We start from the raw sequence: 25,719 nt of genomic DNA, 5'->3' as shown, positions 1-25,719 counted from the left end.
GGACCGCCGCGGCGCCGAGGACCGCGGTGAGCGGGACCGTCCACCTCTCGCCGCGCCGGTGATACCGTCGTCCCGCGATGGACCGCACGCTCGTCGACGAGGGGAGCTCCTCCCGCGATCCGGGCCCGGTGCCCATGCCCGCGGGCGGGCTCGCGCACGCCCCCGGCGACGTGCTGGACCGCCGCTACCGGCTCCGCGTCCGCCTCGGCCGCGGCGGCTTCGGCGACGTGTGGCGCGCCGAGGAGCTCCTGCCGGACGGCGCGCCGTTCCGCGAGGTCGCCCTCAAGCTCCTCGTCTCCGACTTCGCAGACGCCGCCGACTGGGCCGACGAGGCCAAGCTCCTCGCCTCGTTCCGCCACCCGTCGCTCGTCACCATCTACGCCGCCGGCATCCTCCACGGCGCGCCGAAGACCCCGTTCGTCTCGATGGAGCTCCTCGAGGGCCGGAACCTCGCCGACCTGATCCGCTTCCGCCGCCGCATCCCCTGGCGCCGCGTCGTCGCCTGGGCGCGCGACGTCGCCGGCGCGCTCGACGTCATCCACGCGCGCGGCGTCGTCCACCTCGACCTCAAGCCTGCCAACCTGTTCCTCACCCAGGACGGCGCCCTCAAGGTCCTCGACTTCGGCATCTCGCGGCGCGCGGGCGCCCCCGTCTCCCGCGCCCCCGCCGTCGCCGTCGGCGGCGGCCATGACAGCGGCGGCGGCCATGACAGCGGCGGCGGCGACCTCGGCACGGCGGCGTTCCTCGCCGAGCGCGACGTCTACGCCTCCACGCGCCGCGCGTTCGCCGGCGCGGACAGCCCCGCCGCCGCGCGCAACGTCATCGGGACGCCGGGCTTCATGGCGCCGGAGGTGCTCGAGATGGCCGAGCCGACCGCCGCCACCGACGCCTACGCGCTCGCCGTCTGCATCGCGCAGCTCGCCACAGGGCGCCTCCCGCACGCCGTGGCCGACGAGCCGGACGACTGCTCCGACCCCGCGAGCGTCTCCGCCTGGTGGACCGAGCTCCGCGCCGCGACCCTGCGCGGCACGATGCGCGACCTCGAGCGCGACCCCGCGCGGCTGCCGCGCGGCCTCGTCGCGCTCCTCCATCGGCTCCTGTCCGTCGATCCAGCCCACCGGCGCGTCGCGCCCGGGAAGCTGACGCAGCTGCTCGACGAGGTCTGGGAGCGGCCCCACGGCGTCCCCGATCGGCCGTACAAGGGCCTCGCGCCGCTCTCGTCCACCGACGAGGGGCTCCTGTTCGGGCGCGACGACGACACCGCGCGCCTCGGGCGCGAGCTCGAGTTCGAGCCGTGCGTCGTGCTCCAGGGGCCGCGCGGATCGGGCAAGAGCTCGCTCGCCTCCGCGGGGCTCGTGCCCCACCTCGCGCGCCGCCACGTCGACCAGAAGGACGACTGGATCGAGGCGCGCCTCACCCCCGGCGACGACCCCGACGGCGCCCTCGCCCGCGCGCTCGCCGCCGTCTCGCCGGAGCTCGAGTCCGCGGACCTCGACGCCCTCACCAGGTTCTGCATGGCGTCCGCCGTCGGCGTCGCGCTCATCGTCGACCCGATCGCGCCCCTCGGCGGCGGGCGCCTCGCCGCCCTCGTGGGCGCGCTCGCGACCGGCGAGCCGCGGCGAGGGCTCCGGCTCATCGGCGTGCTCGACGAGGCCGACGACCGCACCGCGGCCCTCCTCGCCACCCCGGCCGGCGAGGGCCTCCGGGCCGCGCTGCGCTACGTGGGGCTGCCCGCCGCCGCCGCCGTGAAGGACCTCGTCGCAGGCCCGGCGAGGCTCGCCGGCGCCGAGGTGCGCGGGCTCGCCCAGGTCGCGGCCGAGGCGCAGCGCGAGCTGCGGAGCGGCGGCGCGGCGCTCTCGTTCATCGCGCTCGCCCTCGCGGGATGGTGGGAGCGCGCGCGCGCCCTTCGCGGCGCGCTGAGCGGCGAGGCCTGGCAGGAGCTCGGCGGCGTGCGCGGCGCCCTCGCGCGGCACGCCGACGCTGCCCTCGCCGCCCTCGCCCCGGAGGACCGCGCGATCGCCGACGAGGCGCTGCTCCGGCTCGGCGCGATGGACGGGTCGCGCGTCCGCTGGGCCGAGGCGGAGCTCGCCGAGGCCGTCGCCGCGCCGCCCGCCGATGTCGACCGCGTCCTCGGCGCCCTCGAGCGCGCGCGCCTCCTCGTCCGCCGCGACAGGTCCGTGGAGCTCGCCCACGAGTCGCTCGTCTCGAGCTGGCCGCACGCCGCCGCCACCCGCGCGCTGCACATGGAGCGGCTCATCCTGCTCGAGCGGCTCCGCGAGGCCGCCGACGTGTGGGATCGCTCCGGCGAGAGCCGCGATCTCCTCCTGCGCAGCGACCTGCTCGAGCAGGTGAGCAAGAGCCCGGCCCTCGCTTCGCGGCTGCCGCGGCGCGAGCAGGCGCTCGTGCGCGAGAGCCTCCGGCGCGCCCGCGCCCAGCGCGCCAAGAAGATCGGCGTGGCCCTGGCGCTCGGGCTCACCGTCGCCTCGGGGTTCGTGGCCGAGCGGTGGGTCGCGGCGCGCCAGGCGCAGGCCGAGGCCAAGGCGCGCGAGGCCGAGGAGCGCGCCGAGCTCGCCGAGCTCATCGGCAAGGCGCGCCGCACGGAGGACCCGTACCACCGCGCCGCGTGGATCGCCGCGGCCCTCGCGCGGCGCGCGGACGACGCGGCGCTGCCGCTCGATCTCGCGTCGGCCGCGGTGGGCCTGCCGCGCGCGCGCTTCCTGACCGTCGACGGCGTGGTGGGGCCCGCGCTGCCGTGGGACGATCGGTGGGTCATCGCCGGCGGCCCCGGGGGCTCGCTGCTCGTCGCCGACCTGCGCCCGCCCGACCCGGAGGTCATCGACGACGTGGCGCTCGACGCCGACCCGGAGAGCATCGAGCGCGCCAAATCGCCGCGCGTCCTCGCGCTGCGGCCGCACGAGGCCCCGCACGTCGAGCGCGTGCCGTTCGCGTTCGACACGGCGCTCGCGACGCGCTCGGTCACCGGCGAGGTCCGCGTCTTCCGGCTGCGGGAGGGCGGCACCGTCGCGCTGGCCGCGGTCGCGCCGGTGCGCTGCAGCAGCGCCGTCCACGCGGCCGAGGCGGCGCCCGTCCTCGCTTGCTCGACCGACGGCGGGATCGCGCGCTGGGACATGCGGCGCGGCGGCGCCGCCGAGGCGGTCGATCGGCACCCGTTCCGCGGCAACGTGCTCGGCGTCTCGCCCGACGGCGCGCACGTGGCGGCGGTGCTCGGGCGCAGGGCGCTGCTCTGGGGGCCCGGCGGCGGCGCGGGCGCCGAGATCACCCTGGGCGCGCCCGCCGTGCTCGGCCGCTTCAGCCCGCGCGATCCCGTGATCGCGCTCGTGCAGCAGAGCAGGACGTCGATCTACACCCTCGACCGGCCCGGGGCGCCGCTCTTCGAGCTCGACACGGATCCGGCGCCCGCGTCGGCGCGCTGGGACGCGGGCGGGCTCGATCTGGGCGTGTGCGGCAGCGGCGGCAGCGTCTGGCACTACCTCCGGAAGGGCGGCCGCGCCGCGGGCGATCCGCCGCCCGAGGGCTCGCCGTGCGAGGCGTCCCCGGGCAAGGGCGCGCCGCGGCCGCTGCGCGCGCGCGGCGAGATGGCCGACATCGCCGAGCGCGACGTCGGCCCGCACGCGCTGCTCGGCGGGTGGCGGCTGCCGGACCGGCGCGTGCTCACGCGCGACCTCGTCCTGTTCAGCCCGGGCGCGCCGGCCGCGGAGCGCCTCCTCGGGTTCGAGGGGCTCGACCCGGAGGGGAGCCCCGAGGTGCGCGGCGCGGCCGCCTCGGCCGCGGCCGCGCTGCGGCGCGGGGGCGTCGTCGCCTTCGAGATCGGCGGCGAGGTGCGCCTGTACGACGAGGGCTCGCGGCGCCGCACGGCCGCGCGGCGGGGCCACCTGCTGCGCGCCTGCGACGACGGCCGGCTCATGGCGTACCGTCGGGACGAGGGGGTGTGGACGCTGTTCGACGCGACGACCGGCGCGACGGTGGAGGTGGTGCCGAGGGCGCCGGCGCTCGTGCTCGGCGTCGACGCCGCCTGCCGGACGCTGTTCACGCAGGAGCTCGACGGAAACGTCGTCGCGACGTCGCTCCGCGACCTGTCGTCCCGCACGATCGCGGTGACCGACGGTTATGTCTACGAGGCGCGCCCGAGCGCCGCGCGCGGCGACGTGGGCCCCGGGTTATGGCTGGCGTTCAGCTCGGGCGCGCTGGCGCGCATCGACGAGGCGCGGGGCGAGGTGCGGGTCCTCGGGTACGCCACGCCGCGCGCGACCGCGATCGCGGACGGCCCCCTGCCGGGGGACGCGGCCTTCGCGGACGCGACGGGCGTCGTCGTGATCCGCCGCGCCGGCCTCACGGAGCGGGTGCTCGAGGGCGTGAGCGGGGCGGAGTGGGAGGACATCGCCGCCGCGCCTGACGGCAAGACGTTGCTGCTCTCGTCGGCGGACCGGATCGCGGCGCTCGACCTGGAGCGGCACGAGATCGTCGGCGCCATGCCGTCCGACGGCCGCGAGCGGCTCGCGCCGTGGGACGCCGACGGCTCGGTGCTCTCATGGTCCTTCGGCCGCGTGGGCGGCGCGACCGGCCTCGTGGTGCCCCGGGGCCTGCCGCTCGCCCAGCGCGTGGGAGAGGTGGTGTCGAACCTGAGGGCCCAGGGGAAGAGGCTCATCGCGCGGCCGTGAGGGCGCGCGCCAGTGAAGCAGCGCGCCAGTGAAGCAGCGCGCCAGTGATGCCGCGGTCGACGCGGCAGGTCAAAGCTCGCCGCCGCGCCGTATTGTAGGGTCTGCCCTCACCCGCGCGCTCGCGACCGCGCTCGCGCGAGAGAAGGCGTTGGCTCGGATGCGGGAACGACGTAGGCTGTGGCAATCGTGCCCGCGTCGGAACCGAACCTGAATGCATCGCTGTTCCTGTGCATCACGTTCTTCCCGAGCGACCGCATGGCGACCGCGGTGCTGCGGCTCGTGTCCAGTTTCTGCGGGATGATCCTGGACGACGCGAATGTGAGCTCGCGGTTCTACATGGCCGCGCACGAGCTCGCCGAGAACATCACCAAGTATTCGACGGGCCCCAAGGTCAGCCTGGAGCTCGCGCTGGAGGAGGCCGAGAGCTCCTGTATCCTGAAGATCCGCGCGCGGAACGAGGCCTCTGCCGATCGCCTACGCGAGGTGGAGAGGCGGCTGCTCGAGCTGAAGACGACGAGCGATCCGGTGAAGCACTACGACGAGCTTATCCATGAGACGGCGATGGTAGAAGGGGTGTCGGGGCTCGGCCTCGCGCGTGTGCGCGCGGAGGGCGGGCTCGACGTGGACTACAAGATCGAGGGCAACGAGCTGACGATCATCGCGCACGCGCCGGTTGGGAGATGGAGGGGAGATGAGCCGCTTGAGGGTTGAGTCCGTCGTCACGGACAGCTTCGGGATCGAGCCGGCCCTGAGGGAGGACACCCTCAGCGTCAAGCTCACCGGCACGGGCGACATGGCGGCGGCCGCGCCGCTCGGCTCCTATTGCAAGGCCCTCCAGGCGGAGGTGGTGCGCCTCTCCGTGAGCGCCGTGGAGTTCGACGTAAGGTCTCTTTACTTTCTGAACTCGAGCTGCCTGAAGGCGTTCATCAGCTTCATCTGCGGGCTCGCGGGCCTGGGGCTGAGGTGCAAGGTGCAGTTCCTCACGGACGCGAGGCTGGGGTGGCAGCGGCGGAGCCTGACGGCGCTCGAGCGCATGTCCCCCGAGCTGGTCTCCATCGCGGACGCCTGAAGCGAGGAGCGCGGGACACGATGAAGAAGCGCCGGACGATCGCCCTCCTGATGGACTACGTACGAGGCGAGTACCAGTCCGAGGTGCGCTTCGGGGTCGAGCGCGCCGCCGAGGCGCACGACGTCAATCTCATCATCGCCTTCGGCGAGACGCTCGCCTGCCCCGGGGCGGCCAGCACGGCCCAGAACAGCATGTATCACCTCATCGGCGCGGAGACGGTCGACGGCATCCTCGTCGCCTCGACGACGCTCTGCCACCACGTCGGCATCGAGGGGATGAAGCGGTTCTGCCGGTCCTACGCGCCGCTGCCGATCTGCAGCCTCGGGATGGCGATCGAAGGCATCCCGAGCCTCGTGGTCGACAACGGCCTCGGGCTCGATCTCTCGGTCGGACACCTCGTCGACGACCACGGGTGCCAGCGCGTCGCGTACATCGGCGGGCCGCCGAGCAACGAGGAGGCGGAGGTCCGCGCCGACGCCTACCGGCGGGCGCTCGCGGACCGCACGCTCCGCTTTGACGAGCGCCTCGTCTCGTTCGGCAGCTTCACGATCGAGACCGGGCGCGCCGCGATGCGGGAGATCATCGGGCGCGGGGCCGCGTTCGACGCCGTTGTCGCCGCCAACGACAACATGGCGCTCGGGGCCATCGAGGAGCTCAAGGCGCACGGCCTGAGCGTCCCGAAGGACCTCCCCGTGTGCGGCTTCGACGACGCCGTGATCGCGCGCTTCGCGAAGCCGTCGCTGTCCACCATCCGCCAGCCCATCAAGCGCATCGGCGCGCGCGCCGTGGACTTGATCGTGCGCATGATCGAGGGCGAGCCGGTCCCCGAGTACCACCTGTTCCCGGTCGAGCTCACGCTGCGCGAGTCCTGCGGCTGCGGGTACCAGGTGGAGCCCGCGGGCGCGCCCTCGAGCAAGGCGTGGAGCGCGCCGCTCCCGTCCGCTCGCCAGCGGGACGATCTGGAGCGCCTGCTCGAGAAGAGCGTCGCGATCCCCGCCGGATCGCTCGACGGCTGGGCCGGCCTGCTCCTGTCGGCGCTGCAGGAGGAGCTCGAGGGGACGGAGGGCCGCTTCCTGCGCGCTGTCGAGTCGCTCCTCGACGCGGCGGGGCGCGAGGGCGCGATCCTCGAGCACTTCCAGGGCATGATCACGCTGCTCCGCGAGCAGTTCCGCCGGGGCCACGGGGCCCTCCGGGACGCGGTCCTCGACGAGGCGCTCGAGCGGATCTGGCACGCCTCGCGCATCGTCATCGGGAGCGCGTCCGTGCGCGCCGAGGGGCAGCAGCGGCTCAACGTGGAGCTCGCGTCGCTCTACCTGAGCTGGAGCGCGCGGAGCTTCTCGACCTGCCTGAGCCTGCCCATCCTGCGGCGCATGATGGCGTCGGAGCTGCCGCGGATGCAGTTCTCGCGGGTCGCGGTGTCGCTCTATGACACCGCGCACGACCCGCAGCGCACCACCATGAAGCCGCTCTTCCTGATGGAGGACGGGCGCGAGCTGGAGCCGCCGGCGGAGAGCTTCCCGGCGCGCCGCCTCGCGCCCGAAGGGTTCCTGGGAGGCCGGGAGCGCACGAGCATGATCGCGCTCCCCGTCGCGTTCGGCGACGAGGAGAAGTTCGGTGTCGCGGTGCTCAACAGCGGTGCGAACGAGATGGTCTATGACGCCCTCCGCCTCCAGATCGGCTCGGCGGTCAAGGCCGCGGCGCTGCACTGGGAGGTCGTGCGGCAGGTGGAGCTGCGCGAGCGGCTGGAGCAGGAGAAGGTCCGCCAGGAGAGCGTCGTCGCGGCGCGCATCCAGACGACGCTGGTGCCGGCGCAGCTCTCGGTCGAAGGCCTCGAGCTCTCCGCCGTCATGAAGCCGGCCGCGGAGGTCGGCGGCGATTACTACGACGTGCTCGCGACGGACGAGGGCGGCTGGCTCGGGATCGGCGACGTCGCGGGGCACGGGCTCGCGGCGGGGCTCGTGATGCTGATGATCCAGAGCATGATCTCGGCCCTGACGCGCAACGACCCGCGGGCCAGCCCCGGGGACATCCTCTCTGCGGTGAACGGGGCGGTGTACGAGAACGTCCGCGGTCGGCTGAAGCGGGACGAGCACGCGACGCTGCTCCTCTTGCGGTACGAGCGGAGCGGGCGGGTGACGTTCGCGGGGGCGCATGACGACATCATCCTGTGCCGCGCGCGCACCCGCCGCTGCGTGTGCATCCCGAGCTCGGGCGTCTGGATCGGTGCGCTGCCCGCCATTGACGCGATGACGCGAGACGCCGAGTTCGTCCTGGAGGACGGGGACGTGCTCGTGCTCTACAGCGACGGCGTGACGGAGGCGCGCAACGCGCACCATGAGCAGTTCGGCCTCGAGCGGCTGTGCTCCACCATCGAGTCCTCCCAGAGCGCGCCCGCCGAGGCGATCCGGGACCGGATCCTCGACGAGGTCGAGGGCTGGTGCCCGAGCCCCGATGACGACATCACGGTGGTCGTGGCGAGGTACAGCGCGCCTCGAACACTGTAATTGTGGCAACTGTGGCCCGAGGCCGCCCGCTTTCCTACATGAGCGCTATCGTCGGTGTCAGCAGAAGGGATTGGATCCGGGTTGAGAACCACGTACGCTGCGCCAATCGTGTCAGTGTCCGAACCGAGTCCGAACGGGTCACTGTTTCTATGCATCTCGTTCCACCCGAGCGAGCGTATGGCCAACAGCGTGCTTCGGCTGGTGTCCAGCTTCTGCAGCATGGTGCTGGACGACGCCAACGTGAGCTCGCGGTTCTACATGGCCGCGCACGAGCTCGCCGAGAACATCATCAAGTACTCCTCGGGCCCCAAGGTCAGCCTCGAGCTCGCGCTGGAGGAGCGCGAGAGTTCCTGCGTCATGAAGATCTCCGCGCGGAACGAGGCGTCGCCGGAGCGGCTGCGCGAGGTGGAGAGGCGGCTCTTCGAGCTGAAGGCGGCGAGCGATCCTGTGAAGCACTATGACGAACTCATCTGTGAGACGGCGATGGTAGAAGGGGTGTCGGGGCTCGGCCTCGCGCGGGTGCGCGCGGAGGGCGGGCTCGACGTGGACTATACGATCCAGGGCAACGAGCTGACGATCATCGCGCACGCGCCGGTGGGGAGGTGGAGGGTCGATGAGCAGCTTAAGGGTTGAGCCCGTCGTCACGGACAGCTTCGGGATCGAGCCGGCCCTGAGGGAGGACACCCTCATCGTCAAGCTCACCGGCACCGGCGACATGGCGGCGGTCGCGCCGCTCGGTCTGCTGCTCAAGGACCTCCACGCCGAGGCGGCGCGCCTCCGCGTGAGCGCCATCGCGTTCGACGTGAGGGCCCTTTACTTCCTGAACTCGAGCTGCCTGAAAGCGTTCATCAGCTTCATCGCCGGCCTCGCGAGCCAGGGGCCGAAGTGCAAGGTGGAGTTCCTGACCGACGCGAGGCTGGGCTGGCAACGGCGGAGCCTGACGGCCATCGAGCGCATGTCTCCTGAGCTGGTCTCCATCGCCGATACCTGACGCGAGAGCCGCGGGAGATGAGCGAGAAGCGCCGGACGATCGCCTTCCTGATGGACTACGTCGGGGGAGACTACCAGTCCGAGGTGCGCTTCGGCATCGAGCGCGCAGCGGAGGCCCACGACGTCAATCTCGTGATCGCCTTCGGAGAGACGCTCGCGCTGCCCTGCGAGGGGGGGGCGGCCCAGAACAGCGTTTATCAGCTCATCGGCCCGGAGACGGTCGACGGCATCATCGTCGCGTCGGCGACCCTCTGCCATCACATCGGCATCGAGGGGATGCGCGAGTTCTTCCGGGCGTACGCGCCGCTGCCCGTCTTCAGCATCGGGATGGCGATCGACGGTATCCCGAGCCTCATCGTGAACAACGGCCTCGGGATCGAGCTCTCGGTCGGGCACATGCTCGACGTCCACGGGCGCCGGAGCATCGCGTACGTCGGCGGACCGGCCAACAACGAGGAGGCCAAGGCGCGCGCCGACGCCTACTGGGGGGCGCTCGCGGCGCGCGGCCTCCCGCTCGACGAGCGCCTCTTCGCGGCGGGCGCGTTCACGATCGACAGCGGCCGCGTGGCGATTCGCGACATCCTGGACCGCGGGGTCGAGGTCGACGCCGTGGTCGCCGCCAACGACAAGATGGCCCTCGGCGTGATCGAGCTGCTCGCGGAGCGGGGGCTCCGCGTCCCGCAGGACATCCTCGTGTCCGGCTTCGACGACGCGTTCATCGCGCGCTTCTCCAAGCCGTCGCTCACCACCGTTCGCCAGCCCATGAAGCGGCTCGGGGCCCAGGCGATGGACACGATGATGCGCATGCTCGACGGCGAGGCCGTGGAGGACGTGGCGCTCCTCGACGTCGAGCTCACGTGCCGTGAGTCGTGCGGCTGCAGGGTCCAGGCGAGCGCCTCGCTCGCGCCGTCGGCCTCGACGCCGCGCGACGGGGCGTCCCTGGTCGCGGCGCGGCGGGAGTCGCTGGAGACGGCGCTCAGGAGGAGCGTGGCCATCCCGACTGGCTCGCTCGACGGCTGGCCTGGCGAGCTCCTGTCGGCGCTGGAGGACGAGCTCGCGGGGCGGGAGGGCCGCTTCCGGCACGCGCTCGAGGCGCTCCTCGACGCGGCGGGGCGCGCTGGCGCCATCCTCGATCACTTCCAGGCCATGATCGATGTGCTCCGGGAGCGGCTCGGCCGGCCGCCGTCGGGCGGAGGGGGCATCGCTCTCTACGACGCCCTCGAGCGGCTATGGCACGTGTCGCGCATGGTCATTTCGAGCGCGTCGATGCGCCTCGAGGGGGAGCGGCGGTTGACCGTGGAGCTCGCGGCGACGTACCTCAGCTGGAGCGCGCGGAGCTTCTCGACGTGCCTGAGCCTGCCCAGCCTGAAGCGCGTGCTCGCGTCGGAGCTGCCGGCCCTCGGGATATCGCGGGCCGCGGTGTCGCTGTATGACGACGCTCCCGAGGCGCAACGAGGTGTCATGAGGTCGCTCTTCCTGATGGAGGACGGCCGCGAGGTGGACCCGCCGGCGGCGAGCTTCCCGGCGCGGCGCTTCGCGCCCGACGGGTTCCTGGGAGGCCGGGAGCGCACGACCATGATCGCGCTCCCGGTCGCGTTCGGCGACGAGGAGAAGTTCGGTGTCGCGGTGTTCAGCAGCGGCGCGCACGAGCTGATCTACGACGCGCTCCGCCTCCAGATCGGCTCCGCGACCAAGGCCGCGGCGCTGCACCGGGAGATGGTCCGTCAGGTGGAGGCGCGCGAGCGGCTGGAGCAGGAGAGGGTCCGCCAGGAGAGCGTCGTCGCGGCGCGCATCCAGACGACGCTGGTCCCGGAGCGGCTGTCGGTCGCGGGGCTCTCGCTCTGCGCCCTCATGAAGCCGGCCGCCGAGGTGGGCGGCGACTACTACGACGTGCTCGCGACCGCCGACGGCGGCTGGCTCGGGATCGGCGACGTCGCGGGGCACGGGCTCGCGGCGGGGCTCGTGATGCTGATGATCCAGAGCATGGTGTCGGCGCTGACGCGCAGGGACCCGAGGGCGAGCCCCGCCAGGGTGATCTCGGCCATCAACGCGGCGCTGTACGAGAATGTCCGGGGCCGCCTGATGCGGGACGAGCACGCGACGCTGCTCCTGCTCCGGTACGAGCGGAGCGGGCGGGTGACGTTCGCCGGGGCGCACGACGACCTCCTCGTGTGCCGCGCGAGGACGCGCCGCTGCGTGTGCATCCCGAGCACGGGGGTCTGGGTCGGCGCGTTGCCATCCATCGACGACATGACGCGAGACGCCGAGTTCATCCTGGAGGACGGCGACGTCCTCGTGCTCTACAGCGATGGAGTGACCGAGGCGCGCGACGCCCACCATGAGCAGTTCGGCCTCGAGCGGCTCTGCACCACCATCGAGGCCGTCCAGACAGAATCCGTCGTGGTCATTCGTGACAGGATCCTGAAGGAGGTCGAGGGGTGGTGCCCGAGCCCCGACGACGACATCACGGTCGTCGTGGCGAGGTACCGCGCCCCCCGGCAGCCCTGACGCATCGGTCGAGGCGCGGCCGGCGCGCCCGTCGAAGCGGTGAGCGCGCGGCGGAGACGGACGACGTGAACAGCGCGCCGGAGCGCTCGCGATCGTTTGCTCGCCTACATAGGCACACGGCCGACCAAGGGGGATTGGATCCGGTGCAAGAATTACGTACGATGCGTGAACCGTGTTAGCTTCCGGAGTGAGCCAGGACGCTTCACCGTTCTTGTGCATCACGTTTTTCCCGAGTGAACGGATGGCTAGCGCGGTGTTACGGCTGGTGTCCAGCTTCTGTGGGATGGTGCTGGACGATGAGAGTGCGAGCTCGCGGTTCTACATGGCCGCGCACGAGCTCGTCGAGAACCTCATCAAGTACGCGTCCGGCCCGGAGGTCAGCGTCGAGCTCGCGCTGGAGGGGGGCGAGGGCGCGCGGGTCCTCGTGATCCGCGCGCGGAACGAGGCGTCGCCGGAGCGGCTGCGCGAGGTGGAGCGGCGGCTCTCCGCGCTGAGGTCGGCGAGCGATCCTGTGAAGCACTATGACGAACTCATCTGTGAGACGGCGATGGTAGAAGGGGTATCCGGGCTCGGGCTCGCGCGGGTGTGCGCGGAGGGCGGGCTCGACGTGGACTGCACGATCGAGGGGAGCAGGCTGACGATCATCGCGCAGGCGCCGGTTGCGGGATGGAGGGGAGATGAGCGGTTTAAGGGTTGAGCCTGTCGTCACGGACAGCTTCGGGATCGAGCCGACCCTGAGGGACGACACCCTCGGCGTCAAGCTCACCGGCACGGGCGACATGGCGGCGGCGGCGCCGCTCGGCCTTTGCCTCAAGGCCCTCCAGGGAGAGGTCATGCGCCTCTCCATCAGCGCGGTGCAGTTCGATATAAGGGCTCTTTACTTTCTCAACTCGAGCTGCCTGAAAGCGTTCATCAGCTTCATCTGCGGGCTCGCGGGCCAGGGGCTGAAGTGCAAGGTGCAGTTCCGCACGGACGCGCGGCTGGGATGGCAAAGACGGAGCCTGGCGGCGCTCGAGCGCATGTCTCCGGAGCTGGTCTCGATCGAGGACACCTGACCGGAGAGCCGCAGGACAAGATGAAGAAGCGCCGGACGATCGCCCTCGTGATGGACTATGTGCGCGGCGAGTACCAATCCGCGCTGCGGATCGGGGTCGAGCGCGCCGCCGAGGCGCACGACGTCAACCTCGTGATCGCCGTCGGGGAGACGCTCTCCGCCCACGGTCCCTCCGAGGCCGCCCAGAACAGCATCTACCGCCTCGTCAGCGCCGAGGCGGTCGACGGCATCGTGGTCGCGGCGGCGACGCTCTGCAATTTCGTCGGCGCCGAGGGGGTGCAGCGCTTCTGCCAGGACTACGCGCCGATGCCCCTGTGCAGCATCGGGATCCCGCTGGAGGGCATCCCGAGCATCCTCGTGGACAACGGCCTCGGGATCGAGATGGCGGCCGGCCACCTGCTCGACGATCACGCGTGCCGGCGCGTCGCGTACATCGGCGGGCCGGTCAACAACGAGGAGGCGAGGATCCGGGCCGACGCGTTCCGCAAGGCGCTCGCCGCGCGCGCGATCCCGTACGACGAGCGCCTCGTCGCGAGCGGCCAGTTCACGATCGACACGGGCCGCACCGCGATGGCCGAGATCCTGGACCGCGGGGTCGAGATCGACGCGGTGGTCGCGGCGAACGACAACATGGCCCTCGGCGCGATCGAGCTCTTGAAGGCGCGGGGCCTCCACGTGCCGAGGGACGTCCTTGTGTGCGGCTTCGACGACGTGGGCGTGGCGCGCTACGCGAAGCCGTCCTTGACGACGGTTCGCCAGCCGATCAAGCGGCTCGGGGAGATCGCGCTCGAGACGGTCGTGCGCATGCTCGACGGCGAGCCCGTCCCCGATCGGAACCTGCAGCAGATCGAGCTCACGCGGCGCGAGTCCTGCGGCTGCGCGTACCAGGCGGTCGCGATGCGGCCGCTCACGAGCCCGCCGCGCCTCGGGGTGATGTCGCTCGGCGGCCGGCGCGACGAGCTGGAGCGCGCGCTCGAGCAGGCCGTGGGTATCCCGGCCGCGTCGCTCGACGGCTGGGCCGGCGGGCTCCTGTCGGCGCTGGAGGAGGAGCTGGAGGGCCACGAGGGGTGCTTCCTGCACGTGCTGGAGCGCGTCCTCGACACGGCCGGGCGGGAGGGGGTGTTCCTCGATCTGTTCCAGGGCGTGGTGACGCTCCTGCGCGCGCGGCTCCGGCGGCCGGTCGAGGAGGGGGGCGACGCCGCCGTGAACGAGGCCCTTGAGCAGCTGTGGCATGCGTGCCGCGTCCTCATCGGGAGCGCGTCCGTGCGCGTCGAGGGGCGGCAGCGCCTCGACGTCGAGGTCGCCTCGATCGACCTGAGCTGGAGCGGGCGGTGGTTCTCGACGTGCCTGAGCTTGCCCCTCTTCCAGCGCATGCTGGCGTCGGAGATGCCCAGGCTGCACTTCACGCGCGCCGCCGTCTCGCTCTACGACGACGCCCAGCGAGCCACCCTGAAGACGCTGTTCCTGATGGAGGACGGCCACGAGGTGACGCCGCCGACCGAGAGCTTCCCGTCGCGCTGCCTGGCCCCACCCGGGTTCCTGAGCTCGAGCGAGCGCACGAGCGTCGTCGTGATGCCGCTCACGTTCGGTGACACGGAGTATTTCGGGGTGATGGCGCTGAACAGCGGCATGAACGAGATGGTCTACGACGCGCTGCGGCTCCAGATCGGCTCCGCGGTGAAGACGGTGGCGCTGCACCGGGAGATGGTGCGTCAGGTGGAGCTGCGCGAGCGGCTGGAGCAGGAGAGCGAGCGGCAGGAGACGGCGCTCGCGGCGCGCCTCCAGACGACGCTGGTGCCGGAGCAGCTGCACATCGAGGGGCTGGAGCTCTCCGCGGCCATGACGCCGGCGGCCGAGGTGGGCGGCGACTACTACGACGTCATCGCGACGCCCGGTGGGGGGTGGCTCGGGATCGGCGACGTCGCGGGGCACGGGCTCGCTGCGGGGCTCGTGATGCTGATGATCCAGAGCATGGTGTCGGCGCTGACGAGCAGGGATCCGGGCGCGAGCCCGAGCGAGCTGCTCGCGGCGCTCAACAAGGCGCTCTACAAGAACGTGCGCAGCCGGCTGAAGCGGGACGAGCACGCGACGCTGCTCCTGCTCCGGTACGAGCGGGGCGGGCGGGTGACGTTCGCCGGGGCGCACGACGACATCATCGTGTGCTCGGCGCGCACGCGGCGGTGCGTGTGCATCCCGAGCTCGGGCGTCTGGATCGGCGTGTTGCCCGTCATCGACGAGGTGACGCGGGACGCCCAGTTCGTCCTGGAGGACGGGGACGTGCTCGTGCTCTACAGCGACGGGGTGACGGAGTCGCGCAACGCGCACCGCGAGCAGTTCGGGCTGGAGCGGCTCTGCACCGCCGTCGAGTCCGTGCAGACCGCGCCGGTCGAGGCGATCCGCGACAGGATCCTGAGGGAGGTCGAGGGGTGGTGCCCGAGCCCGGACGACGACATCACGGTCGTCGTGGCGCGGTACCGCGCGCCGGCGTAGCGCTCGCGGCCGCCCTTGCCGTCGCGTCGCCCGGCAGGGCGGCGGTCGATGACGCTGCCGTGGAGGAAAGGAGACGGCCTGCCGTCGGCGGGGCTCTTGCGGCGTGGGGCGCTGGACTGGCCTCGCGCGCGGTGCTGGACTCGTCAGCGTGGCGCGTGGCGCGTGGCGCGTGGCGCGTGGCGCGCGGTGCGCTGCAGCGGACGCGAGGGGCCGCGCGCCGGAGCCCGGAGGAGATCGCGCCATGGTTTATCCCGACCTGCAGGTTGTCGAGCGCGCCCTCGCCGCCGTCGAGGCGCTGCGGGCGAGCGCCATCGAGCACGAGCTGCGAAACCGGCACCTGGTCGATGCGGTGCACCCGAAGCACCGGGCGGGAGCGACGAACCTGCTGCATTACCTCGCCGTCCGGCAGCAGGACATCCGCGACCTGCAACGGCAGCTCGCCTCGCTCGGGCTGAGCTCGCTGGGGCGCCTGGAGCGCTGCGCGCTGGCCTCCCTCGACGCCGTGCGCGGGGCGCTCGACGCGCTCGCGCGGCGCCCCGAGGTGCGGCCGCCCGGCGAGTCGCCCACCACGTTCGCGTCGGGGGGCGCGCTGCTCGAGGAGCACGCGCGGGCGCTGCTCGGGGAGGGGCGCCAGGGGCGAACGACGCGGGTGATGGTGACGCTGCCCGGGGACGCGCGGAAGGGGGAGCTGAAGCGGCTGCTCGAGGGAGGGATGGACGTCGCGCGGATCAACTGCGCGAAGGAGGACGCGGGCGCGTGGGCCGGGCTCATCGAGCGGCTCCGGGAGGCGGGACGGGAGACCGGGGTGCGGTGCAAGGTCCTCTGCGACATCGCCGGGCCCAACCCGCGCGTGAGCAAGATCGACGGGGATCCGGCGCGCGTCACGCTGTCCGAGCGGGGCGAGCGGCCCTGGCTCTGGCTCTGCAAGGACGTGAAGCGGGCGCGCCCCTCGGCGGGCAGCACCGGCTCGGGGGAGGTGCTCGCGCTCGGGTGCACCATCCCGGAGATCGTCGACGACCTCCGGCCCGGGCACCGGGTGTTCTACGACGACGGGCGGCTCGGCGGCACGGTGAAGCTCGTGACCGGAGGCGCCGCGCTCGTGGAGGTGGATTTCGCGCGCCAGGGCTCCGTGAAGCTGAAGCCTGGAAAGGGCCTGAACTTTCCGGACACCGAGCTCGGGATCCCGTCGCTCACGCCGAAGGATCTGGAGGATCTCGACTTCATCGCGCGCCACGCGGACATGGTGGGGCTCTCGTTCGTTCGGTCTCCTTCCGATGTGGAGCGCCTCCAGGCGGAGCTCGCCGCGCGCGAGGCGGCTCACCTCGGGATCGTCCTCAAGATCGAGACGACGCCTGCGTTTGCGCGGTTTCCGAGGCTCCTGCTCACGGCGATGCGCAGCGAGCAGGTGGGGGTGATGCTCGCGCGCGGCGATATGGCCGTCGAGATGGGGTTCATGCGGCTGGCAGAGGTCCAGGAGGAGCTGCTGTGGCTCTGCGAGGCGGGGCTGGTCCCCGCGATCTGGGCGACGCAGGTGCTCGAGAGCCTGAACAAGACCGGCGTGCCGACCCGCGGGGAGGTGACGGACGCGGCGATGAGCTCGCGCGCGGAGTGCGTGATGCTCAACCAGGGTGAGAACATCGTCGCGACGGTCGCGTTCGTGGTCGACGTCCTCCGCCGGATGCACGAGCACCAGGACAAGAAGCGGGCCCTCATGCGATCGCTCGGGGTCTCACGCCTCGACTGAGGCGTCGACCCGACCCGGGCCTCGTCGACCGTCGGCCCGTCGACCCAACCCCGGTCGGTCGACCCGACCCCAACCCGACCCGGGTTGGGCACCCCGCCCAGGTTGGGCGGCCAGGTTGGGCGCCCCGACCCGGGTTCGCTTTCCCTTTCCGCTTTCAGCGGTCGGCAGCCGTCGACCCAACCTGGGTTGGCGGCCCGCGACCCAACCTGGGTGGGCAGCCCGGATGACCCAACCTGGGTTGGCGGCCCGCGAGAGTGGCGGTCGACCCAACCTGGGTGGGCAGCCCCGGGTGGGTAGCCCGAGCCCGGGTCGGCGGCCTGCGGGCGGGCAGCCCGGAGTTGGCAGCCAGCACGCCCGCCGGATCCGCTCCGGCTCAGTCGACCGAAGGCACGGTGGCGTCGACCCGGGTTGGGAGCCCGCGCGCCGGATCCGCTCCGGCTCAGTCGACCGAAGGCACGGTGGCGTCGACCCGGGTTGGGAGCCCGCGCGCGCCTGCCGGCGCGCGGAACGCTGCACCCGACAGCTCCCGCCGCATGCAGGTGGCCGCCTCGTCGTAGCGGGGGTCGGACGCACTCCCGATGATCGTCGGCACCACGATATAGCCCTCGGCGTCGACGTTGAACTCCACCCGGATGGCGTCAGGCGGCAGCAGGCTCCCGCCCGGGCCGCGGCAGCGCTGCACGAGGTCCCAGTAGAGCTGCGCCCGCGCCGCCTTCTCGATCGCCGGGCTCGACATGTTGGCCTGCACCATGGGCGCGCCGATCTCGACGCGCGAGCGGGGGGCAGGGGTGGGGGCGGGCGCCGGCTCCGGCGGGAGCGCGGAAGGCGCCGGGAGGCCGGTGCTCGTGCCGATCTTCGCGACGTTCACGCCATCGGCCGGTCTGGGGGCGGCCTCCCGCGCGGCGGCGAGGATTTCCTCGAGCGCATCCGGCTCGACGGACCCCACCGCCGGCGCGCTGTCCGTCCGGAGGCGGCCGCCGCGGTCGTCCAGCGACGCGGCGGCGCCGCGCGCCCAGGGGGTGAGCACCCCGGCGTCGGCCCCCGCCGGCGGCGCGGGCGGCGGGCGCTCGCAGGCCGCGAGCAGCGGGAGCAGGACCACGAGCGCGGTGCGCACGGGGAAAGGGTCGATCGAATGCGCGTCGCGCGCAACGGCGTTGGCAGTGTACCGTGGCATCGCACGTCGATGCGCGCGCTCCTCGCGATCCTGCGGATCGGTCTTCGCTCGCTGCGCGAGGGGAGCGTGTCCCCCATGTCGTCGTCATCGGGAGGCCTGCGAGGCGGCTCTTCCAGCGCCGCCGCGCGCCTCGCCCTCGTCGTGGCGCTGTCGTCGCTCGCGGGCGCGCTGTCCGGCCTGCTCCCGGCGATCGCCGGCGTGGCCCTCGGCGCCGTCTCCGGGCGCGAGGCGCCGCCCTCGGGCGGCATCGGCGGCGCGCTCGCCCGGCTGCTCGCCGGCGCGCCGCCGGCGGCCGTGGTCCTCGCAGCGCTCGGCGCCACGCTCGTGTCCGCCTCCATGGCGGTGCTCTCGGGCCGGAAGAGCTCGGAGCTCGGCGGCGATCTCACCGCCGCGCTCCGCGTCGCGCTCTTCCGGGCGGCGCTCTCCGCCTCGCCCCGCGACGTGGACGCCGCCGGGCGCGCGCTCATCGCGGCGCAGGCGGCGGGGCCCGCGCCGCGGCCGCCGAGCGCCGGGCCCGCGCCGCCCATCCGGGGCGCGGAGGTCGTGCGGCTCGCGATCGCGCGGGACGCCGGCCTCGTCGCCGATTTCGCGATCGCCGTCGCGACCGGCTTGCCCCAGGCGCTCGCGACGCTCGCGGTCCTCGCCGGGTCGCTGGTCTCGAGCGGCATGGCGCTCGTCCTCGCGGGCGGCGCGGCGCTGTTCGCGGCTTCGCGCCTCGCGGCGGACCGGGCCTCTGGCCGCGTGGCGCGCGCGATGCGGGAGATGCAGCACGCCGACACGGCCGTCTTCGGCGCGGTGGGCGAGGCGCTTTCGGGAGCGGAGGACCTCCGCCTGCTCGGCGCGCGCGGCCAGGCCGAGGGAGAGCTCGCTGCGGCCGCGCGCCGGGTCGCGGACGCGCGCCGCCGCTTCGGCCAGGCGCTCGCCGTCTCCGGCCAGATCAAGGGCACGCTCGCGGCGCTCTCGCCCCTCGTCATCGTCGCCGCGCTTGCGGCCTCTCGCGGGGTCGCCGGCGCGGGCGAGGTCGGAGAGCTCCTGCTCGTGGTGCCGCTGCTGATGGCGCGCCTCGAGGCGCTCGACGCCCTCCGCGCCGGCTTCATCGAGCGCGCCCCCCTGCTGCGCGCGACGCTCGCGCTGCTGCGCCTGCCCGAGCACCCGCCGCGCCCCTCCGGCGGCGTCGCGGTGCGGCTGGACGGCGAGGCGAGGCGCCCCCTGTCGATCGCCTTCGAGGGGGTCACGTTCACGCCGCCGGGCGCGAGCCGCCCCGTCCTCGATGGCGTGTCGCTCTCGATCCCCGCCGGAGCGGTGGTCGGCGTCTGCGGTCGCTCCGGCAGCGGCAAGTCGATGCTCCTGCGCCTGCTCCTGCGCCTCGACGAGCCGTCGTCGGGCGCGATCGCCGTGGGCGGCGTGGATCTGCGGCAGATCCCGCCCGAGGAGCTCCCGCGGCTGTTCGGGGTGGTGGGGCAATCGGCGCGGCTGTTCGAGCGGAGCATCGCGGACAACCTGGCGCTCGGCCTCGAGCCCGCGCCCACGGAGGAGCACATGCGCGAGGCGCTCCTCCGGGTGGAGCTCGACGAACTCGCAGGCGCGCCGCCGGCGGAGGGCGAGGCGCGGCCCGCGCGCGGCCTCGCGACGGAGGTGCGCGCCTCACCGCCGAGCCTGTCGGGCGGTGAGGCGCGGCGGCTGCTGCTCGCGCGGGTGCTGCTGCGCGAGCCGCGGGTCTTCGTGCTGGACGAGCCGGAGGCGGGCCTGCCGGGCGCCACCGCCGAGGCGATCCTCCGCACGGCGTGCGAGGTCGCCGCCGGGCGCACGACCCTCGTCGTGACCCACGCGCCGCACCTCCTCAGGTCGACGTTCAACGTGCTGCTCGACGGCGGTCGGGTCGCGGCGGTGGGCACGCATGAATCCCTCCGCGAGAGCTCGCCGCTCTACCGGTCGCTTCTGGCCGAGGCGCTGCAGCGATCCGCGAGGTCGGCGGCGGGCTGACGAAGACGCGCGCGCGGTCGCCCCGCTCGCGCGGAGGTCACCGATCGCAGGGGCCGCCTGCCCGCGCGGCCTGGCGGGCGAGATGTTCGGCCTCGACGGCAGCGCGGCCCGCCTCTTCGGGCACGTCCGCCGAGATTCCCGGCGGGTGGCCCGCGAGCCCCCGCGCGAGCCAGACGAGGATGGATACGGCCCCCCAGGCGAGCGCGAAGGCGACGCCTGCGTCGACGATCGCGCGGTAAGGCGGGGGCATCTGCCGCACGAGCAGGATGAGCGCCACGATGCCCGCGACGAGCGCCCACGTCGCGATCAGCCGGCGGCGCGTCGCGTGGAGGAGCGCCATGCAGTAGAGCGGCGCCAGCGCCACGTGGAGGGGCCGCCCGTGCTCGGCGAGGTGGAGCGCGCGCGCGACGACCCGCGGCGAGAAGCGCTGCTGAAAGCCGCGGTACCCCTCGAAGTAGGCGATCGTGACCGTCCAGGCCGCGAGCAGGACCAGCTGTCCCGTCGTGAGCGTGTGACCCGTCAGGATGCGCGCCGCCGTCGCGCCGAGACGACAGATGGCCTCGACCAGGACGGCCACGACACCAAGGACACCCCACAGGACGACGGCAAGGCGACGCCGCCCCTCGCGGACGGGCGGGCTCATCGCGCCCGCGTCGGATCGAGGGGCATCGCGGCCGTGGATCGCGCTCGAGCGGCCGCGCGCGCGGACGAACGCTTCGGACGGTGCGCCGGACAGCCGAATCGCCGCATGTCGTTGCATGCTAGGAGAGGAGCTGGGCCCGTCAACCCGATCCCAGGGGTGTCATGGCGGTTCGCTCCGGCGCGGTCCGGCGGTAGCATCGTCGGCCCATGCCGTTCGCCGACCGCTCCGCGCCGGGTGTCCCGCCCGCCCCGGCGCGGGCCCTCCCCCCCCACCCGCACGCGCTGCGCTCGCCGCTCGCGCCCTTCACGGCGCGCCTGCGCGACCTGCTCTCGACCGTCGAGTCGGCGGCGCTCCTCGGCGCGGTGGAGGCGCGGGTGCGCGGGCTCGGGGAGCACCTGCGCTTCGCGTGCCTCGCGATGCCGTGCTCGGAGGCGCTCGTCGCGCTCGAGATGGAAACGCTCGGGCGGCTCACGGTCCCTGTCGTCGCTGACGCGGTCGGCTTCCGCGCCCCGGGCGCGGAGCTGCCGCCGAGCGGCACCCCGTTCGCGTACCTGCTCGGTGGCGGCGGTGGGCACGCGGTGGGGCTGTCCGACGGCGATCCGATGATCGCGCCGCTCCGGCCGCTCCTGGCCGCCGCGCCGGCGTCCGCGATCTTCGTGCCGATCCGCGTGGGCGCAGCGACCGTGGGTGGCGCCGCGCTGTTCTCGCACGAGGCGCCCCTCGGCGGGCGGGAGCTCGACCTGGCCGAGCGGCTGGCCGAGGTCCTCGCGCTCACCGTGGAGTCGTTCCGCACCGAGCGCGTCGTCTTCGAGCTCTTCGCGCGCGCGATGCCGGACCTGCTCGCGCAGGCGCCAGGCCAGCCGGCCGCGGGGCCAGGCGGGCGCGCAGCCTCGGGCGCGGAACCTCCCATCCCGGAAGGGGCGGCCCCGCCGCCGACCTCGCTCCGCGCCGCGCTGGAGCGGCACATCCACGCGCTGCGCCTCACGCCCGAGTACCGCCGTCGCCTGGAGCTCGCTGCGGTGGTGGGCAGGCTCGCCGAGCGCGGCGAGGCGGAGGCCCGCCTGGCCCTCGACCTCCTCGCGCGGATCGACGCCTACGCGAGCGGCGCGGGTGATGCAGGGGAGCCGGCCTCCGCAGGGGAGGGGAGCTCCGCGTGACCACGGCTTCTCCGGCAGGACCGGGCGGCGACCTCCGCGGCGCGCCACGCCCGGGCGCGCGAAGCGGCGCCGGTGTGCGCGTCGCGCTGATCGACTCCGGCGTCGATGCCTCGCACCCCGCGCTGCGCGCAGCGGCGCTGCGGCACGTCGCCCTGGTCCAGCGCGGCGCCGGCGGCGGCGCGCACGGGGTCGCGCCGTGCGCTCCGGGAGATCTCAGCGGGCACGGGACGGCGTGCGCGGGCATCGTCCACCGCATGGCGCCCGCGGCCGAGATCACGAGCGTCCGCGCGCTCGGCGATGACGGGCGGTGCTCGCGTGACGGGCTCGTCGCCGCGCTGCGCTTCTGCGTCCGCGAGCGATTCTCCGTGGTCAACCTGAGCCTCGGCATCGACATTCCGAAGAACGCGCCGCTCCGCCCGGGCGACTACCGCTCGCTTGTCGAGCTCTACGAGGTCGCGGACGCCGCTTACACCGCGGAGGTCGTGCTCGTGGCGGCCGGCCCGAACGCGGCGGCGTTCCGCACGTATCCTGGGCGCTTCAAGTCGCTGATCGGCGTCGGCAGAGGGGCCTTCCAGGACCCGGAGGCGCTCCGGAGCGAGCTCACGCTCGATCACGAGATCCTCGCGCCCGGCGACGACGTGCTCGCGCCCGCGCCCGGCGGCGGCGAGCGGCGCTGGACGGGTACGTCGTTCGCGGCGCCCCACGTGACCGCGCACGTCGCGCGGATCCGCGCCGCGTGGCCGGAGCTCTCGATCGAGGCGGTGAAGGCGGCGCTGCACGGGCTCGCGCGTGGGGCGCGCGGCGAGGGGGTGGAGGAGCGCGGTGCTCCCGCTTGATCCGATCGACAGCGTGTCGCCGCTGTCGCGGCTGCTGCGGAGCGCGCCGGGCGCAGAGGTCCGCGCCGAGCTCGACCGCGTCGAGGCGCTCCTCGGTGTCGGCCGCGATCCTGCGGCGGCGGTGCCTGATGGCGGGCCGCTCGTCGCGGCTGCGCTCGGCTTCGGGCGCGGCGCGCTCGCGTTGCGTGAGGGGGCGCTGGACGCCGCCGTGCTGCACCTCGAGGGCGCTGTCGCCGCGTTCGACCGAGAAGGGGCCGCCGAGGCCCGGGACCTCGCGCGGTGCGAGGCGGCGCTCGCGCGCTTGCGCCGCGACGTCCGGGCGGCCTGCGCGTCTGCCATCGAGGAGCTCGACTCCATCGCGGCCGCGGGCGATCCCGGACGCCGCGCCGCGGTCGTCGCCGCCCACTACCGCGGTACGGCCGAGCGGCTCCTCGGCGACGCGGCGGCTGCGCAGCGCACGCTGCTGTCGGCGCTGCGCCGCTCGGAGCCGTTCCTCGGCGAGCGCGCGCAGATCCTGAACTCGCTCGGCACGCTCTACGTGACCCTGGGCGCGCACGGCGCGGCCGAGGCGCTGCTCGAGCACGCGGCCGAGCTCCACCGCCGCCGGGGCGACTCCGTGGGCGAGGCGATCGCCTGCGGCCAGCTCGGCGCGGCGGCGCTCGGCCTCGGCGCCCTGGAGCGCGCCCGAGCCCCGCTCCAGCGACAGGAGTGGCTCTGCGCGCGCCTCGGCGACGCGTTCGGCCGCGCGCGCGCCCTCACGTTCCTCTCGGAGCTCGCGCTCGAGCTCGGCCGCGCCGACGACGCCCTCGCGCTCGCGACCTCCGCCCGCGAGATTGCCGAGCGCGCCGCGCCGCCACTCCGAACCTGGGTCGCTTACGCTTCAAGGGCGATCGGGCGCGCGCGGCGGGATCTCGGCGATCCGGGCGCGGCGGCGGCGCTGGATGAGGCGGGCGCGCTCTTCCGCGCGCTCGGCCTTCCGCTCGGGGAGGCGCTCGCCGCCTGGGATCGCGCCTCGGCCGAGGCGCTTGCGCTCGCCGAGCCGGCGGACTGGTTCTCCGCGGCCTGGTCGCTCGGCTCCCTGGGTCTGTCCTCGCGGGTGGCGCAGCTCCTCCGGGAGCGTCTGGAAATCGAGGAAGCCGCGCCGCTCCCGGAGAAGGGAGACCCAACGTCGGACGGGGGAGGCCCAACGTCGGACGGCGAAGCCCGCGAGCTGGCGCTTGCCGCGGCGGCGCAGACCTCTCCTCACGTGGCGATGCAGCGCGAGGTCGAGCTCGTTTACGATCGTCCCGATCACCTTGCCGCGATGGCTGCTCGCCGGACGGCGGCTCAGCGCAACCTCGGTCGGCTCGCCGCGTTGACGCTCGCCCGGCCGGGGCTCATCGTCGCCGCGATCGCGGCATCGCCCCTCGGTGCCCGTGGCCGCGCGCTCCCCCCCGAGCGTGCGATGGCGGTCTGCGTGGCCGACCTGCCCGGCCTCACGGTATGGATCTGGCCGGCGGCTGCCACGCCAGCCACCATCGGCAACGATCTAGCCGTGCTACGCGCGACACTGGGCGAGCCGCTGCGCGCAGCGCTGGTGTTCGCGCCGGCAGGGCGCGTGCTGTGTCCGCCGTTCGCGGGCGACACTGGCGCGGAGCTCGATGCGGTCGAGCTCGTTGGTCTGATAGCGCTGCCCGCCGTGCTCGCGCCGGGCGAGCTTCGCCTAGATCCGCAGCTCGGCTGGGACGGCGACGCTCGCGCGAGCGTGGAGGCACTGGGATTCGTCATAACGAACAACCCGTGCCACCGAGGTTGACCCGCGAGCCGGGTTGACCCGCGAGCCGCGCGCGCTACCTCACCCAGGTTGTCCCTGCCCTACCTCACCCAGGTTGTCCCTGCCCTTTTACCCTCGAAATACCTACATCGTGAGCACAGCATCGGCCATGTTGGCGCCGTGAAACGTGCACATCCACCACGTCCCTGCCGGGAATACCACGCTGCGTACGCCGGCACGCCACCGCTCGAGTGCCGCCCGGTACAAGGCGCGAAACCCGCGTACAGCGGCACGAGCCGAGCGCCAAGCGTCACCCTGCTTGCGGCCGACAGCAAACGTCGGATTGCCAGCGCGCGGCGCCTCGAGGCTCGTGATGCGCTCATGGGGCGAGACCTTGCCGGCTTGTTCGGCGCCGAGGAAGCGGCGCCCTCGCTGCTTCACCTCCGCTTGCGCCTGCAATTCTTGCCTATCGAGCTCGGCGGCGATGGCATGGCGAAAGTCCTCCGCGCTGTCATGCTCGATCGTCGGCGGTAGCGTGAGTGACAGCGTTGCTTCCTCCGGCCACTGTGGATTTTGGGGGTCGAAGTATACGGCGGGACGCGCCGCGCACAACACGCCCCGGCCGATCTCGCCCACCTTCACCTTGGCGCCCGGCCACTCATGCGCATGCCGGACGAGTCCAGCGGCCACAGGGTTTGCGAGGACATAGGCGATCTTCTCCACGACCGCCGCGCGTGTCAGCAGCCGCACCACGCTCGTGGCCTCATGGTCCCATACCGGCCCTTCCCACGCACGGAGCACCTTCGTGCCGAGCGCGACGATGCGATGGAAGAACTGCAGGAAGCGCGGCAGAACGCCGTTCACGTCGGTCACGACGAGGTGCAGGTGCGTCGACATCGCGCAATGCGCATGGACCTTGATGCCGTAGCGGTGGGTCGAGACCGCGAGGGCGTAGACCAAGAGCTGAGTGATGGCTGCGTCGGGGCGGAAGAGGAGATGCCGGCGCAGGACGCGACGGGTGATCAGGTAGGTTGCGCCGGGCGCGAGCTGGCGGGGCTGGCTCATGGTCGGGCAGAATTCCAAGAGCCGTGCCGGCGATCGTGGTGAACGATCTCAAGTACTTACCAAGTACTTA

The 25,719-nt window shown here is 73.5% G+C and carries 18 protein-coding genes; 15 read left to right on the top strand and 3 right to left on the bottom strand.

The features are described 5' to 3' along the window. The first annotated feature begins 77 nt into the window (after window positions 1-77). From WMF45_RS29270 to WMF45_RS29220, 11 genes are all read left to right on the top strand, one after another. Entirely contained in the window at window positions 78-4,679 is a 4,602-nt protein-coding gene (locus WMF45_RS29270) for an nSTAND1 domain-containing NTPase (protein WP_437708042.1), read from the top strand. A gap of 177 nt (window positions 4,680-4,856) precedes the next feature. Beyond that, window positions 4,857-5,390, top strand: coding sequence for a hypothetical protein (locus WMF45_RS29265; RefSeq protein ID WP_437708040.1), 534 nt, complete (start codon window positions 4,857-4,859; stop codon window positions 5,388-5,390). Beyond that, a complete protein-coding gene (locus WMF45_RS29260; RefSeq protein ID WP_437708038.1) occupies window positions 5,371-5,748 on the top strand; it encodes a hypothetical protein in 378 nt (125 codons plus the stop codon). The genes WMF45_RS29265 and WMF45_RS29260 overlap by 20 nt, the downstream gene beginning before the upstream one ends. A 20-nt stretch (window positions 5,749-5,768) precedes the next feature. Beyond that, window positions 5,769-8,252, top strand: a complete 2,484-nt coding sequence (locus WMF45_RS29255; RefSeq protein ID WP_437708036.1) for a SpoIIE family protein phosphatase — start codon at window positions 5,769-5,771, stop codon at window positions 8,250-8,252. Window positions 8,253-8,429: 177 nt separating this feature from the next. Then, on the top strand, window positions 8,430-8,885 hold the full coding sequence (locus WMF45_RS29250) for a hypothetical protein (protein ID WP_437293108.1): 456 nt from the start codon (window positions 8,430-8,432) through the stop codon (window positions 8,883-8,885). Then, entirely contained in the window at window positions 8,866-9,243 is a 378-nt protein-coding gene (locus WMF45_RS29245) for a hypothetical protein (RefSeq protein ID WP_437708035.1), read from the top strand. The genes WMF45_RS29250 and WMF45_RS29245 overlap by 20 nt, the downstream gene beginning before the upstream one ends. A 17-nt stretch (window positions 9,244-9,260) precedes the next feature. Beyond that, window positions 9,261-11,750 (top strand): SpoIIE family protein phosphatase, encoded by a 2,490-nt coding sequence (locus WMF45_RS29240; RefSeq protein ID WP_437708033.1) that lies wholly within the window; start codon window positions 9,261-9,263, stop codon window positions 11,748-11,750. Between the two features lie 241 nt (window positions 11,751-11,991). Next, window positions 11,992-12,447 carry a hypothetical protein gene (locus tag WMF45_RS29235; protein ID WP_437708031.1) on the top strand — a complete coding sequence of 152 codons (456 nt, stop codon included), beginning with the start codon at window positions 11,992-11,994 and terminating at the stop codon, window positions 12,445-12,447. After that, entirely contained in the window at window positions 12,428-12,805 is a 378-nt protein-coding gene (locus WMF45_RS29230) for a hypothetical protein (protein WP_437293104.1), read from the top strand. Before WMF45_RS29235 ends, WMF45_RS29230 begins: the two co-directional genes overlap by 20 nt. A 20-nt stretch (window positions 12,806-12,825) precedes the next feature. Next, window positions 12,826-15,294, top strand: coding sequence for a SpoIIE family protein phosphatase (locus WMF45_RS29225; RefSeq protein ID WP_437708029.1), 2,469 nt, complete (start codon window positions 12,826-12,828; stop codon window positions 15,292-15,294). A 241-nt stretch (window positions 15,295-15,535) separates the two neighbouring features. Beyond that, the gene (locus WMF45_RS29220) at window positions 15,536-17,038 is read left to right on the top strand and encodes a pyruvate kinase (protein ID WP_437708027.1); all 1,503 of its coding nucleotides are present in this window, start codon (window positions 15,536-15,538) and stop codon (window positions 17,036-17,038) included. 439 nt (window positions 17,039-17,477) lie between these two features. Here WMF45_RS29220 and WMF45_RS29215 read toward each other — a convergent pair whose 3' ends face one another. Then, complete coding sequence (locus WMF45_RS29215) at window positions 17,478-18,152, bottom strand: hypothetical protein (protein ID WP_437708025.1); 675 nt, start codon at window positions 18,150-18,152, stop codon at window positions 17,478-17,480. A 69-nt stretch (window positions 18,153-18,221) separates the two neighbouring features. On the opposite strand from WMF45_RS29215, the gene WMF45_RS29210 reads away from it, so the two are divergent. After that, the gene (locus WMF45_RS29210; RefSeq protein ID WP_437708023.1) at window positions 18,222-20,195 is read left to right on the top strand and encodes an ATP-binding cassette domain-containing protein; all 1,974 of its coding nucleotides are present in this window, start codon (window positions 18,222-18,224) and stop codon (window positions 20,193-20,195) included. Window positions 20,196-20,232: 37 nt separating this feature from the next. Here WMF45_RS29210 and WMF45_RS29205 read toward each other — a convergent pair whose 3' ends face one another. Then, window positions 20,233-20,838: a hypothetical protein gene (locus tag WMF45_RS29205; protein ID WP_437708021.1), complete on the bottom strand. Its 606-nt coding sequence runs from the start codon at window positions 20,836-20,838 to the stop codon at window positions 20,233-20,235. 206 nt (window positions 20,839-21,044) lie between these two features. Here WMF45_RS29205 and WMF45_RS29200 point away from each other — a divergent pair, with 206 nt between their 5' ends. From WMF45_RS29200 to WMF45_RS29190, 3 genes are read left to right on the top strand one after another with little or no spacing between them, the layout of a single operon-like run. Then, a complete protein-coding gene (locus WMF45_RS29200) occupies window positions 21,045-21,995 on the top strand; it encodes a hypothetical protein (RefSeq protein ID WP_437708019.1) in 951 nt (316 codons plus the stop codon). Then, window positions 21,992-22,831: a S8 family peptidase gene (locus WMF45_RS29195; protein ID WP_437708018.1), complete on the top strand. Its 840-nt coding sequence runs from the start codon at window positions 21,992-21,994 to the stop codon at window positions 22,829-22,831. Before WMF45_RS29200 ends, WMF45_RS29195 begins: the two co-directional genes overlap by 4 nt. Next, window positions 22,818-24,626 (top strand): hypothetical protein, encoded by a 1,809-nt coding sequence (locus WMF45_RS29190; RefSeq protein WP_437708016.1) that lies wholly within the window; start codon window positions 22,818-22,820, stop codon window positions 24,624-24,626. Before WMF45_RS29195 ends, WMF45_RS29190 begins: the two co-directional genes overlap by 14 nt. 102 nt (window positions 24,627-24,728) lie before the next feature. Here WMF45_RS29190 and WMF45_RS29185 read toward each other — a convergent pair whose 3' ends face one another. Beyond that, complete coding sequence (locus tag WMF45_RS29185) at window positions 24,729-25,649, bottom strand: transposase (RefSeq protein WP_437708014.1); 921 nt, start codon at window positions 25,647-25,649, stop codon at window positions 24,729-24,731. Between the last annotated feature and the right edge of the window lie 70 nt (window positions 25,650-25,719).

This window comes from Sorangium sp. So ce448 (assembly GCF_051520915.1).
GTDB classification, from domain to species: domain Bacteria; phylum Myxococcota_A; class Polyangia; order Polyangiales; family Polyangiaceae; genus Sorangium; species Sorangium cellulosum_B.
Note: the sequence above shows the minus strand (reverse complement) of the source record. Positions and strands in the feature narration are given on the sequence as shown.